We start from the raw sequence: 13,569 nt of genomic DNA, 5'->3' as shown, positions 1-13,569 counted from the left end.
CCAGCAGCCAACCGCATTAATAACGGAAGTGGGAAATCAGTTCCCGAACGGACGTAACCAGCTCATCAATGGTGCCGATGTCTTCATTAATCTGTCGAGTCTGGGCTGCATTGTCTTCAGACAGATCGCTGATGCGGACGACGTTGGTGTTCATCTCTTCCGCGACATGAGACTGCTCCTGCGAGTTCGTCGCAATCTGATGGTTCATGTCCGATATCGAGGAAATATTGTCCAGTATCGTGGTCAGGCTGCTCTCGATGGCGGCAATGGCTTCAGCGTTGGCTTCGACACTTTCCCGGCCTTTGGTGATCTGCTGAGACGTACTTTCCGACATGCTCTGCAATGCCTGAATCACATCGATGATCTCCTGCGTAGACTGGGCGGTTCGCGTTGCCAGGGTTCGAACCTCATCGGCAACAACGGCAAAGCCCCGACCCTGTTCGCCGGCACGCGCCGCTTCGATGGCCGCGTTCAGCGCCAGCAAGTTGGTCTGTTCTGCAATGCCCTGTATGACGTCAATCACCGATGAGATGGATTCAGTTTTGTCTTTTAACTGCAAGACTTGTCCGGAAATGTCGGTCATCTGCGTTTGCAGAGTCTGCGAGTTAGTCACGCTGGTTGCCACGAGTCCGCGGGCATCGCGCGCCTGCGTCGAGGCGTTTTGCGCCTGACCTGAGGTCGCTTCGGCATTCTGAGCCACTTCCCGAATGGTTGCCGCCATTTCCGTCATGGCAGTGGCCACCTGCTGGGTTTCATCGGAGGTCTGCGTCGCGCGCTCCTGGAACCGAACGCCGCTGTCGCGGAAACGGGTACTCAGCTCTGAGAGAGTCGACATCATTTGACCGAGTTCACCGACCGTATTTTTCAGGTTGGACGCCAACCCGTTAAAGTAGGAAGCAATCTCCCCAAACTCATCTTTTGAAGAATCATCGGCCTGCACGGTCAGATCGCCATCACTGATTTGCCGGAATGAGGCATTCAAACTGACCAAACCACGATTCAGTTTACGGGTCAGCAACGTTCCCACGACGATGGCAATCAAAACGGCAATCAGGCTGACAATGATCAGAATCCGGACACTGGTGGCGATGACCCCATTCACTCTCGCCATCGTTGAATCCACCAAATACTGAATCACCTCGGCGGCACGGACTTCCATGGCCTCGAGCGCTCTCAGCGCTTCCACAAACTCCGGCGTTGGCGGTTGACCCGCCTGTTGCAACGATGCTGTTCTGACCACGGCGAGCAACGTATCACCGATGTACGTCAGTCCTTCCTGAAGCACCTGATCACCATAAAACGGGCTGTCTGGCTGGGTGACCATGAAAGCTTCGATTCTCGGAATCAGCGGTGCGGCCTGAGACTGAACTCCGTCAATGTCGCCCCGAAACGCCTGAAGTGCGATTTCCAGCGTCTCATAGCGCAGGTTGTTATACCCCTGCACACCGGGTACCAGAGCGGTACCCAATACCGACCCGGCCTGGTTCACCACGGATGTGGCCAGGTAGCCACCGCCGGCCACAATAACGAGCAACAATACGATTCCCGTCAGACTGGCTGACACCTGAGTTTTGATTTTCATTTGCTTCCCTCCGAGCAGAACCCGTCGTCATACTTTCAACAGAAAAGTTTAGACTGGTTTCTCAGGTATCGGCCGGCAGCATCAAGACTTAACAGGGGAAGGGCGAGAGATGGCGGTGACCCGGAGGTCACCGGTAGGGCGGGTTCAACGAGATGACGTCACATAGGCCAGAACATCAACGACCTGGTCAACACTCTTGGCCCAGGCCATTGCGGCCGCGTCGACTTCTTTTAACGGGTGCACAAGGTCTTCATCGTGCAGGGTAATATAAGGCTTGCCCATGGCCGCGCAGAAACCGGCATCGAAGGCGGCGTTCCATTGCTTGTACTTGTCACCGAAGCGCACGACAGCGATATCACAGGTTTCCAGTAAGGTTTGCGTGCGAATGCCATTCACTTTTGCTGACTTGTGATCCCGCCAGAACGGCAACGCTTCCGGTCCCAGACAATCGCCCGCGGCATCGCTGCGCTCATGATTCGTCACCGCGGAGGTGAACTCCACCGGCAACTCCCGTTCGGCACACTGCTGAATAATCTGTTCGCGCCAATCCGTGTGTATTTCACCGGATAAATAAACCGTCCAAATCATAATATCTCCCAAAGTCGGTCACTGGTGGGCCGACCCTGAGATCGGCCCACGAGGGTTAGTGATCAAGTTGACGCATCAGCTGATCAATTTCGGCCTGCCATTGCGCCTGCCGCTGAGGTTTCTGAAACTTCGGCTTACGGGCCTGATCGTCTGCCAGCAACTGCTCCAGTTCAACGATCCGTTCTAAGAGGCGATCGGGGTGGTCCTCCGACAACGCCGCTTCACCTCCGTTGACCACTGGCTGCCCGGTTGAAGGCTGCGACATTGAAGCATTGGCTGACGCGGCAAAGGCGTCATCGTAACGACTCAAATCATGGATTTCCAACAGCTGCCCCTGATGAATCCACCATAACCGGGTCGCGACCCGCTCGATAAAGCGACGGTCGTGAGAGGTGAACAACAGCGTCAATCCAGACTGGGTCAGATCCGCTTCCAACTCTTCTTTGCCCTGCAAATCAATATGGTTGGTCGGCTCATCCATAATCAGCAGGTTCGGCTGATCCAACTGAAAGGTCAGCAACAACAGTCGCGCTTTTTCCCCACCGCTGAGGACCCGCACCGACCGACCATGGTCAAGGTACGGGAACCCCCAGTGAATCAGCGACTGACGAATATCGTCGTCACCGGCTGCGGTTTGCTCCCGCACCCAGTCCTGTATCGACTGATCGGTCTCGAACCGCTCCAACTCCTGATCAAAGTAGCCAAGCCGCACATTCGGATTAAACCGCGTCGTGGTTTGCTGATCCTGTGGCGTCTGATGCGCGTGAATCAACTTACGGATCGCGCTCGATTTACCGGCACCATTCACCCCGAGTAAGGCCACCCGATCCCCGGGTTTCAACAGCAGCTCATCAATACGAAACAACTCAGAACCGTCGGGCGCCGTCACCCATTCATTTTCCAGAATAAACATCTGCCGGGCTTTCAGCAGTTCGGCATCGACCGTCAGGGACAGTCCGGAACCCTGCGAAACAAAGGTTTTTTCCGCTTCCAGACGATCAATGCGTTTTTCCATCGTCTTGGCTTTACGGGCCAGGTCTTCGTTGTCATAGACCTTTCCCCAGTGCGCCAGACGCTTGGCACTGCGTTGCAGTTTATCGATCTGCTGCTCTTCCGCTTTTCGTGTTCGGGCTGCCGCCTCGTCCTGTTCCGCCAAGCGGATTTTGGCGTCACTGTAGGGGCGGTTAAAACTGTAAATACGCTCATCCCGCAGCCACAAGGTCCGATCGGTCACGCTGTCGAGCAGATCCCGGTCGTGCGAAATCATAATAAACCCCGGGACATCCGGTTTCTGTAAGTAGGTTTTCAGTGCCCACATGGCAGAACTGTCCATGTGGTTACCGGGCTCATCCAAGAGCAACAACTCCGGTTCCAGCAGCACGGCACGGGCAAAGAGGGCGAGGTTTTTCTGCCCGCCACTGAGACTCTGCATCGGCAAGCACCATTGTGCTTCGGTAAACCCCAACTCTGAAAGCAGACTTTCAACCCGAAACTGCTCACTCAAACGCCGGGAAGGCGGCAACACCTCTGTCACCGCATCCAACAGCCGGAACTCAAGTAAGGCATCGGGTAGAAACTGCTCGACCCGACCAATCACCAGCCCGCGTTGGCGCTGTACCCGACCATCATCGGGCGCGATGTCACCGGCCATCAATGCCAGCAACGTCGATTTACCAGAACCGTTATGCCCCACCAGACCAATACGGTCACCGGGTTCAATTGAAACGGATAACTGAGAAAAAAGTGCTTTAGTGCCCGCCTGATAGGACACGTCAAACAAAGAAATTAAAGACATAACTCACCTGTGTGCAATTCGATACGAAGCACAGATGAACACTGAGAAGTGATATGAGATTCAGCGAACTCTGTGCGTTAAGCGGCCAGAATTGCTGAGCGTGGGTCTCCAAGATGGTATGCGTAACTTAATACACACATAACTGCAGCGGACTGCATGTGGAGCTCCTTTTATTGGTGAGTGGTGAGCGAAGTTTACCCCGACTCCGGGCGAATGCCAATCAGGGCGGCCAATACGACCGCCCTGTTCAGGATAAGAAGGTTATTACTTAACCATCAAAACGAGCGTTTGTAGTCCAGATAGGCTCCGAAGCCAGACACATTGGCCTGGTTGGTTTCCATGCCATAAATCCCGCGGATCGACAGACCATTGAGCAGGGTGTCGCCGCCAAAGGTGTATCGCGCATCGACCAAGGTCTCGGTAAAGCTGTCATCACCGGTCAGCTGATAGTTCGTTTCCGTTGCATCCATGTCGATATTGGAACTGTTCAGATGCACCGCACTGATGGTCAGGCCATTCAGTCCGAGCATTGCACTGTCTAACCGTGCCACGTATGTCAGCGTCCGCTGAGACGGCAGGTCGTAATCGTTGATTAAGGCATTATCGACCAGATTCTCAACATCAGCGCCACCGTCTTCACCCGCCTGGTTATACGAGAACGCCAGAACGATGCCATCAAGCTTCGCGGCCAGCGTCAGCTCGTACTGTTGCCCGGTGTAGTCCTCGTTACTTTCCAGAGTCTCCTGAGCCCAATCAACCTGAGCCAGCAACAGATAGTCCATGTTTTTATCGGCTGAGACCGGCAGACCTAACATTGATAACGGCACGCCGGACGCGGCAGTGACACTGTGCTTCTGACTGACGTCGCGCACCAAATCAAAGGTATAGCTGGCGTTACCCACGTCACTGTCATAAGCCAGCTCGATGGTTTCCTCATTGGTATCGTAATCCGTCAAATCACTTTCGGTTTTACCGGCCGAGGCCGTCACGACGTCATAACTCAGGCTGATACCGCCGGCGTGTGCACTGACGCCATAGCCCATGTCGGTGGTATCCATCAGATAGTCAGTTTCGTCCGCGTCGCTGAACCGGCCGTAATACCCTTTGGCATAGAGGTCATCACTGCCATAACGCAATTTTAGCCGGGCCGTACTGATGCGCTGATAACTGTCATCGTCCTGACTGGCGATGATCAGATTCTCTGACTCGTCTTCTTTGAAATGGGCGACGGCGCCTTGCAGTCCGAAATCAAAACCGATCACGTCAAAAAGGTACGCTGATTCAAACTGCAGCCAGGCAGCACTGCCGGCTTGATCGAGGGCGCCACCGGCTTCAACGGCGTCTTCCAGTCCGCTGTTGATCCCGGCATTGACATTGGCCAGGGTTGCGCCACCGGTAAAGTTGGTATCGAGGTAATTAATAGCCGCCGCAACATCGGCTGGATTGGAGGCATTCGTTCCACCAGCGTAACCGGCATTTTGAGCATTGGTGATGACCTCTGCCGCCTGAGCTGGGCTCAGTTGAACCAACAGTCCGGCGGCGGTGGCCAGATCGTATTCGGTATCAATCTCGACATCATTCGGATCCAGCTTCACGTAAGCGGATCGCAATGTCAGATCCAGAGTGGATTCTTCCCAGAACGATGCCAGGTCATCCGCGGCGAACACAGGGACGGATAAAGACGCAAGCGCGACGGCGCTCGCCAAAGTGCGTAGTTTCATTGAACAACCTTTTGCTTTTTATTGTGTTTGTATTCAGGTTTTCGTTCCGACTCTCAGCAGAACGAAGGCACTACCACTAACAGTGAATCGCAGGAAAGCGAAACTCTTCTACGCACTGAATCGGTTTATTCAACAATGATTCTCAATATCGGGTCGTTATGAACTGAAGGCGGTGTAGACACTCATGTTTATTGATAGCCTGAATGTTGGTTATTAAACCTCAACCGCCAGAATTAAAAGATGAGCAGGTGTAAAAAATTACGGGCAAAAAAAAGACCATCTGCTTAGATGGTCTTTCAGGGTCAGGTTACCGTCGACTATTCCGGTAACCTTTTAACCGACTCAGGTTCAGGCTTTCGCTTTACCTTTTTTAGTCGCTTTCTTAGGTGCGTCTTCTTTCAACGCGCCTTCGATTTGATCACGCTCGTAGCTCTCAACATACGGACGACCGTAGTAAGAGTCGATCAGGATCTGCTTCAGCTCGCTGATCAGCGGGTAGCGCGGGTTCGCACCAGTACACTGATCGTCGAATGCTTCTTCCGCAAGCTTGTCAACTTTCGCCAGGAAGTCGGCTTCGTTAACACCGGCGTCGCGGATCGACATCGGGATGTCCAGATCTTTCTTCAGTTCATCCAACCAAACCAGCATGGCTTCGACTCGGTCCACGGTGTGCTCCTGATTGAAGCCCAGGTGTGCCGCCACTTCACCGTAACGACGCAGAGCGTTCGGACGGTCGTACTGCGAGAATGCTGCCTGTTTTGTTGGCAGGTTCGTCGCGTTGAAGCGGATAGTGTTGGTCAACAACAGAGCGTTCGCCAGACCGTGTGGGATGTGGAACTCCGCACCCAGTTTGTGCGCCATGGAGTGACAGATACCCAAGAACGCGTTCGCAAACGAGATGCCGGCGATGGTCGCAGCGTTGTGGACTTTCTCACGCGCTACCGGATCGGCAGAACCGTTCTTGTATGAGCTCGGCAGATACTCTTTCAGGATCTTCAGGGCTTGCAGCGCCTGTCCGTCTGAGTACTCGTTCGCCAGGATAGACACGTAAGCTTCCATCGCGTGGGTCACGGCGTCGTAACCACCGAAGGCTGTCAGACCTTTCGGCATATCCATCACCAGGTTGGCATCAACAATCGCCATGTTTGGTGTCAGTTCGTAGTCCGCCAGTGGGTACTTCATGCCAGTCGCGTCATCAGTCACAACCGCAAATGGTGTCACTTCAGAACCGGTACCGGAAGTGGTGGTAATCGCCACCATGTCGGCTTTGGCACCCATTTTCGGGAACTTGTAGATACGCTTACGGATATCCATGAAGCGCAGTGCCAGTTCTTCGAAGGCGACTTCTGGGTGTTCGTACATAACCCACATGATCTTCGCGGCGTCCATTGGTGAACCACCACCAACAGCGATGATAACGTCTGGCTGGAAGCTCTTCAGAACTTCAGCACCCTTGCGCACGATGCTCAGTGTTGGATCGGCTTCTACTTCGTAGAACACTTCAACTTCAATACCTTTGTCTTTCAGCAGCTGAGTCAGCTCATCAATGTAAGGCGTGTTGTTGAACAGGAACTTGTCGGTAACGATACAGGCACGTTTTTTGTCGGCCAGATCGTCCATGGCAACCGCCATTGCACCACGACGGAAGTAGATTGACTTCGGAAGTTTGTGCCACAGCATGTTTTCAGCCCTTTTCGCAACGGTTTTCTTGTTGATGAGGTGTTTTGGTCCAACGTTTTCAGAGATGGAGTTACCACCCCAGGAACCACAACCCAGCGTCAGAGACGGTGCCAATGCGAAGTTATACAGGTCACCGATACCACCGTGAGAGGTTGGCGTGTTCAACAGAATACGCGCGGTCTTCATCTTGTCGCCGAACAGACGGATACGGTCGTCGTTAGCATCCTGGTCTGTGTACAGGCATGAGGTGTGACCAATACCGCCCATCTCAACCATCTTAACGGCTTTTTCAACGGCGTCTTCGAAGCTGCTGGCACGGAACATACCCAGCGTTGGGGACAGTTTCTCGTGAGCAAATTCTTCAGCTTCGTTCAGTTCCGCACCTTCACCAATCAGAACTTTGGTGTATGGAGGAACAGTGATACCGGCCATTTCCGCGATGGTGATTGCAGACTGACCAACGATTTTCGCGTTCAGAGCGCCGTTGATCAGAATGACGCGACGTACTTTGTCGGCTTCTTCTTTAGACAGAATGTAACCACCGTAGTTTGCGAAACGCTCTTTAACGGCATCGTAAACTTCGTCCATAACGATAACGGCTTGCTCAGATGCACAGACCACACCGTTGTCGAAGGTTTTCGACATCAGGATAGAAGAAACGGCACGTTTGATGTCTGCAGTTTCGTCGATCACAACCGGGGTGTTACCAGCACCAACACCGATTGCTGGCTTACCAGAAGAGTAAGCCGCTTTCACCATACCCGGACCACCCGTGGCGAGAATCAGGTTGATGTCTTCGTGCTTCATCAGGGCGTTAGACGCTTCGACTGATGGCTCTTCGATGTAACCGATGATGTCTTTCGGTGCACCCGCAGCAACCGCCGCGTCCAATACCAGCTTCGCTGCATAGCAGGTTGCTTTCTTGGCGCGTGGGTGTGGCGAGAAGATGATGCCGTTACGGGTCTTCAGAGAGATCAGCGCTTTGAAGATCGCGGTTGACGTTGGGTTGGTGGTCGGAACGATACCGCAGATGATACCGGTTGGTTCCGCAATGGTCATGGTACCGAACTCGTCGTCGACTTCCAGAATGCCGCAGGTTTTTTCATCTTTGTACTTGTTGTAGATGTACTCAGATGCAAAGTGGTTTTTAATCACTTTATCTTCTACGACACCCATGCCAGATTCTTCAGCAGCCATTTTGGCCAGAGGAATACGGGCATCGGCAGCCGCCAGGGCTGCAGCGCGAAAGATCGCGTCGACTTGTTCTTGAGTGAAGCTGGCGTAGATTTTCTGCGCTGCTTTCACGCGTTCGACTAAGGCGTCCAGTTCCACAAGGACGGGATTCGCTTGGTTAGTCATGGTGTTACCTCCAGTAAGTTGAAAAGGGCTATCGGGTGACAGAACAAAGTGTGTTGGATCCTGTCAGACCGAGGTGTGTTTTGAGCGAGACTCTGTGATTAGAGCAGCGGTCAAACCGCACTGGGGTGTACCAAAATCGGGGTACGAGGAAAGTGTAAGAAAACTACAAAATGAAAAATTGACTCAAATCACTTTGCACCTACATGAGCATTAGCTAATTATCGTAAAGCCTTATAAATCAACACTTTCAAGCCGATCACCCGAAAACAAAAATAGCACTCATTTCCATCTTTTCAAAAGCGCTGAGCGCCTTTTTTGTTATTCATTTTCAATTTCTTGAACGTCGGACTCGAACATCGTGAGAATGGGTCCCATTTCCGCACGATTCCGACTCGGTAACCGACACCATTTCAGGACCGATGGCACTGTCCCGGTCCCGCGGTTCACGATAGGTTCAGCTTCGCAGACGTAAGCTGTCTGCGCAGATAACAGGGAGAACCATCATGACACGGCTGACTGTTGCGATTTTCATTGCTTTCAGCGTTTTCACGGCCGCGGCGGGCGCGACCACAGAGTCCACGGAAACACCGCCATTCCGTACCACGGTTAAAGCCAGCGACGAACACGCCAACCCCGACAACGCCTGCCTCAATGCGATGACCCGGGCCGAGGACGAAGCAAACTTGCAAGCCCGGGAGCATTTTCGCCAAGCGTTCCGCTTGACGCTCGAGTCCAGTGAACAGAAACGGCGTCCGGGCGTCGACAATCAGACCATTTGTGAGGTCACCGGTACCTGGACCGCTCAACCAATCCATGAGGCACATGTACTGCTCGGTCAGGAAAAGTCGATTTCAGGGGTCTTTGAGGCACGCTGTCCGGACAATAAGAGCAGTGACCTGTGCTGGTCCGACATTGTCGGGCAAGCCGCCGATCAGCTTCGCGTTAAGCTCTCCGCTACGCATGGTTCAATCGATACATTGACCTTTCGCTATGTCGATTTTGAGGGATGGCAACGCGACCGTTTCCAGGACCGCTATCTAGATGTGACCGCCGATGGCACATTTTACTTTGAACTGGTCGATGACGACGTTGATAACGCGTCCATTACCCTGCACCGCAGCTGGGACCGACCGCCGGTCAAGCCAGAAACGTCCACCACCTCTGCGGACGAGCTTGAATCAAACCGCGCTGAAGACAGCAATAAAAAAGTCAGCTCGGATCCGGATGTCATGGATGTCACCCTGTTTTACACTTGGGACGGTAACGACGAAGCGGCCACCGATGCGCTGGCTATCAGCAGTAAGCGCTGGGGAGCCGGGCTTTGGGCCAACAACCGGGTTGGATTCAGTGTCTTCCAGGGCATCGATCGACTGGGCATCGGCGACAACCACGATAACGTGCACAACAGCAAACAAACCTATGAAACGCTGGGCATCGGTATGGGGTATCGGCTGTGGGCAAATCGGGGCATCACGGTGGAGAACATGCTTTATTACGTGGATGCCAGTCCTTATCAGGGCATTGTCGCACCCGATTGTGATGGCTGTACGCCGCGCAGCTTTCAATCCCAAAACTACCCACAGGCGACCGTTAACCTGAAAACCAACTCACATGGCATGAACATCGGCTGGATGTTCACCTGGAAGTTCCTGGAAACGGACAGTGCTTTTGACAAACTCTCGAGTGGGTTCTATCTCGAGCTTCAATTCTGACAACCGCTGAGATAAACAGCCACCTGCATCGAACGGGGGTGGCTGTTCAGCTGTCATTGACCCCGTTATGATGTCGGGCTCTGCGGCCTGGTCCCCGGGCCGGAACGTCATTTTCTCAGCCGGAGTCTTGTGTGCATCCTGAACGAAAAGCGTTGTTCTTTGCGTTGGCGGCGGTCCTGCTATGGTCAACGGTTGCCACCGCGTTCAAACTGGCATTGCAGTACAACAGCGTGCCAGCACTGCTGTTTGGCGCCAGCCTGACGTCTCTGCTGGCGCTTGCGGCCACGCTGTATCGTCAGGGTCGTTTGAAAACGGCCGTGTTCCAACTGCGCCACAATCTGAAAACCACGACACTGCTCGGTGCCATCAACCCGGTGATCTATTATCTGGTGTTGTTTGAAGCCTACCGACGACTCCCGGCTCAAGTCGCTCAGCCGGTTAATTACACCTGGGCGATCACACTGGCGTTACTGAGCGTACCGATCCTAAAACATCGGTTAACCCGCTTTGATCTGGCCGGCTTACTGTTGGGCTACTCAGGGGTTGTGGTGATTTCCATCGCCGGGAAAAACATCACCGGGTCCCTCGATGGTATTGGTCTTACGCTGGCCTTAATCTCCACACTGCTTTGGGCGGCGTTCTGGCTTCTCAACACCCGCAGTGCCGTCGAACCACTGGTTCAGTTATTCCACAACTTTCTGTTGGCCACCCCGTTTCTGGCCTTACTGCTCATCATCACCGGTCAAAGCCTCAGCCTGACCGTGCCGTCTCTGCTCAGTCTGGTTTATGTCGGGTTATTTGAAATGGGCATTACGTTCATGCTGTGGCAACAGGCCCTGTCGCTGACTCAGCGAGCGGCCCAAATCGGGACGCTGATTTTCCTGTCGCCCTTGATCAGCCTGTTTCTGATCAGCTGGATACTGAAAGAGCCTCTGCAATGGCAAACCTTTGCAGGGCTCGGATTAATCATCGGAGGGGTTTGGCTGTCCAAGCGCAAGGCCTGAACATCCAAATCAGTCGCGGTGACCGGTTTCGATCGGCAGCGATTCATCGCTGATCAGCATGCCGGTTTCATCGGCATACAACCACATGCCGGGTCGCACTTCGACGCCATCCATATCGATCGTCACACCACTTTCTCCGGCGCCTTTACGCGTGGATTTCAGCGGAATCGACGCCAGTGCACGAACACCAAAAGGCATCGTCTGTAACTCATGCACGTCACGGCAACAGCCGCGGATCACGATACCCGACCAGCCGTTTTCAATGGCACTGGCGGCGATCAGATCGCCAATCAATGCACAGCGCAGCGATGCGCCACCGTCGACCACCAGCACCCGTCCATGCCCCGGTGTGGACAGCAACTCTTTAACCCGCGAGTTGTCTTCAAAGCATTTAACGGTTTCAACTTCGCCGCTGAACGCTTTTACGCCGCCAAAATTCTGGTAAAGTGGCGCCAACGGGGTCACCTGAGTCGGGTAATCATCACAGATATCGGGTGTATTCCACATTAAACTCTCTCCGCATCAATCTTCTCTATATTTTAAAAATATCATGACACACTCCCTGCTGCTGCACACATCTCGGCTGACAATTGTTGGTATCAGCGATATCAATACCCGCGACCTGATCGACTATTTTACCCTGAACCGCGAACACCTGCGTTTTGCCGGCGGTCGCGTACCGGAAACCCCGGAAGAAGTGCGCGCGGTTCGGGATAACTGGCTGACCCAGGTTCAGGAGGGCCGGGAAGTCCGGTTTTTTCTGTTACAGGAGGAACAGCTGATTGGCGTTGCCGGGATCAGCAACATCGTTCGTGGTGCGTTTCAGGCCGCCTACCTTGGCTACAACCTGGCGGAGCATTGTCAGGGACAGGGGCTGATGACCGAAGCCCTGGAAGAAATCGTCGCCTTTGCCTTCTCCGCACTCAACCTGCACCGGTTGATGGCCAACTACCGCCCCGACAATGTCGCCAGTGAGCGGGTTTTGCAAAAACTGGGCTTTGTACGCGAAGGCATGGCACGTGATTATCTGCGCGTTGACGGCGAATGGGCCGATCACGTCTTAACGGCTCTGACAAACCCCAGCTGGCGTGAAAACTGAGGCAAGTGCAAACAGAATGCAAAGCCGTTCGATACGGCTGAAAAATGAGACTATTGATACTATACTTTCCCACTAACAAACCATCATTAGTATCAATTTTTAACAGCGTAAAGGATTGCCGATGTCTCAACCCATGCCAGCCCTGATTGGCCACCGAGGACTCCCTCTGTTGGCGCCCGAAAACACCGCCGCCAGCGTACGGTGTGCCGCAGAACACCGGATCAGCTGGATCGAAGTCGATGTCACCATGGCCGGTGATGGCACGCTGGTGATGATGCACGACCTCACTCTGTCTCGTTTCGGCCAATCCGATCGAGCACTCACCGAACTCACCAAAGCGGAGCTGATGCAAGTGGATGCCGGCTCCTGGCACTCGAAGGCGTTCGCCGGTGAGCCCCTGCTCCTGTTCGCCGATTTTCTGAAGCTGGCTGACGAGCTGGCGTTAAACGTTAATCTGGAAATTAAAGTTCATCCGGATCTGGACACGGAAGACCAGGTCAATGCCGTCCTGAGAACCCTCAACGATCAACCCCTGAAACACAGCCGTCTGCTGATTTCCAGCTTCGATCTGAGCGCTCTGGCTCTGCTGCGACAGTGCGATTCAGCGATATCGCTGGGCGTTCTGTTTGAAGACTTACCCGCCGATATCGCCACCGTCGTGCAGGACATTCAGCCGCAAAGCATCCACTGTGATCAGTCCCGCTTAACCGAAACACAGGCCAAGGCCGTCATCGGGCACTGGCCGCTCTATTGCTATACCGTGAACGACACGGTGACCTTTGAGCGATTGCTGACCTGGGGAGTCCGTGGCGTCTTTTGTGATCGGGCCCACGCCGATGACATGCGTGCACTGGCCGATCAACACGGCTTACCCGTTCGCTGAACGGGTTGCCCAGCTGACAGACATCCATCTACAAATATGCGCCCTTACGCCTCACTTGGCTTGGTTATTGTCTCCGGCCTGTTATGATCTGCGGCCTGTTTCCCGATAATAATACCGAGGGGCCATACCCCGCCCCCGATAGAGAG

Annotated in this window: 10 protein-coding genes; 4 read left to right on the top strand and 6 right to left on the bottom strand. The window is 53.8% G+C overall.

The features are described from left to right. Positions 1–16 precede the first annotated feature (16 nt). The 5 genes from MED297_RS21410 to adhE all read right to left on the bottom strand — a co-directional run bounded on the left by MED297_RS21410 (position 17) and on the right by adhE (position 8,725). Positions 17–1,582 carry a methyl-accepting chemotaxis protein gene (locus tag MED297_RS21410; RefSeq protein ID WP_008045890.1) on the bottom strand — a complete coding sequence of 522 codons (1,566 nt, stop codon included), beginning with the start codon at positions 1,580–1,582 and terminating at the stop codon, positions 17–19. 144 nt (positions 1,583–1,726) lie between these two features. Beyond that, positions 1,727–2,170, bottom strand: coding sequence for a YtoQ family protein (locus MED297_RS13685; RefSeq protein ID WP_008045889.1), 444 nt, complete (start codon positions 2,168–2,170; stop codon positions 1,727–1,729). 55 nt (positions 2,171–2,225) lie between these two features. Beyond that, complete coding sequence (locus MED297_RS13680; RefSeq protein ID WP_008045888.1) at positions 2,226–3,965, bottom strand: ABC-F family ATP-binding cassette domain-containing protein; 1,740 nt, start codon at positions 3,963–3,965, stop codon at positions 2,226–2,228. 275 nt (positions 3,966–4,240) lie between these two features. Next, positions 4,241–5,686: a hypothetical protein gene (locus MED297_RS13675; protein ID WP_008045883.1), complete on the bottom strand. Its 1,446-nt coding sequence runs from the start codon at positions 5,684–5,686 to the stop codon at positions 4,241–4,243. A 348-nt stretch (positions 5,687–6,034) separates the two neighbouring features. Further along, positions 6,035–8,725 carry a bifunctional acetaldehyde-CoA/alcohol dehydrogenase gene (gene adhE / locus MED297_RS13670; RefSeq protein ID WP_040557247.1) on the bottom strand — a complete coding sequence of 897 codons (2,691 nt, stop codon included), beginning with the start codon at positions 8,723–8,725 and terminating at the stop codon, positions 6,035–6,037. A 503-nt stretch (positions 8,726–9,228) separates the two neighbouring features. Here adhE and MED297_RS13665 point away from each other — a divergent pair. Together MED297_RS13665 and MED297_RS13660 are read left to right on the top strand one after the other, a co-directional pair. After that, on the top strand, positions 9,229–10,437 hold the full coding sequence (locus MED297_RS13665) for a hypothetical protein (RefSeq protein ID WP_008045878.1): 1,209 nt from the start codon (positions 9,229–9,231) through the stop codon (positions 10,435–10,437). A gap of 131 nt (positions 10,438–10,568) precedes the next feature. After that, positions 10,569–11,441, top strand: a complete 873-nt coding sequence (locus MED297_RS13660) for a DMT family transporter (RefSeq protein ID WP_008045876.1) — start codon at positions 10,569–10,571, stop codon at positions 11,439–11,441. 9 nt (positions 11,442–11,450) lie between these two features. Here MED297_RS13660 and rraA read toward each other — a convergent pair whose 3' ends face one another. Next, positions 11,451–11,948 carry a ribonuclease E activity regulator RraA gene (rraA, locus tag MED297_RS13655; protein WP_008045873.1) on the bottom strand — a complete coding sequence of 166 codons (498 nt, stop codon included), beginning with the start codon at positions 11,946–11,948 and terminating at the stop codon, positions 11,451–11,453. Between the two features lie 43 nt (positions 11,949–11,991). On the opposite strand from rraA, the gene MED297_RS13650 reads away from it, so the two are divergent. Both MED297_RS13650 and MED297_RS13645 read left to right on the top strand, forming a co-directional pair. Further along, a complete protein-coding gene (locus MED297_RS13650; protein WP_008045872.1) occupies positions 11,992–12,540 on the top strand; it encodes a GNAT family N-acetyltransferase in 549 nt (182 codons plus the stop codon). Positions 12,541–12,661: 121 nt separating this feature from the next. Next, positions 12,662–13,423, top strand: coding sequence for a glycerophosphoryl diester phosphodiesterase (locus MED297_RS13645; RefSeq protein WP_008045870.1), 762 nt, complete (start codon positions 12,662–12,664; stop codon positions 13,421–13,423). Positions 13,424–13,569: the final 146 nt, after the last annotated feature.

Source organism: Reinekea blandensis MED297, assembly GCF_000153185.1.
Classification (GTDB): Bacteria; Pseudomonadota; Gammaproteobacteria; order Pseudomonadales; family Natronospirillaceae; genus Reinekea; species Reinekea blandensis.
The sequence above is the reverse complement of the archived record's forward strand: the minus strand, read 5'-3'. Positions and strand labels throughout refer to the sequence as shown.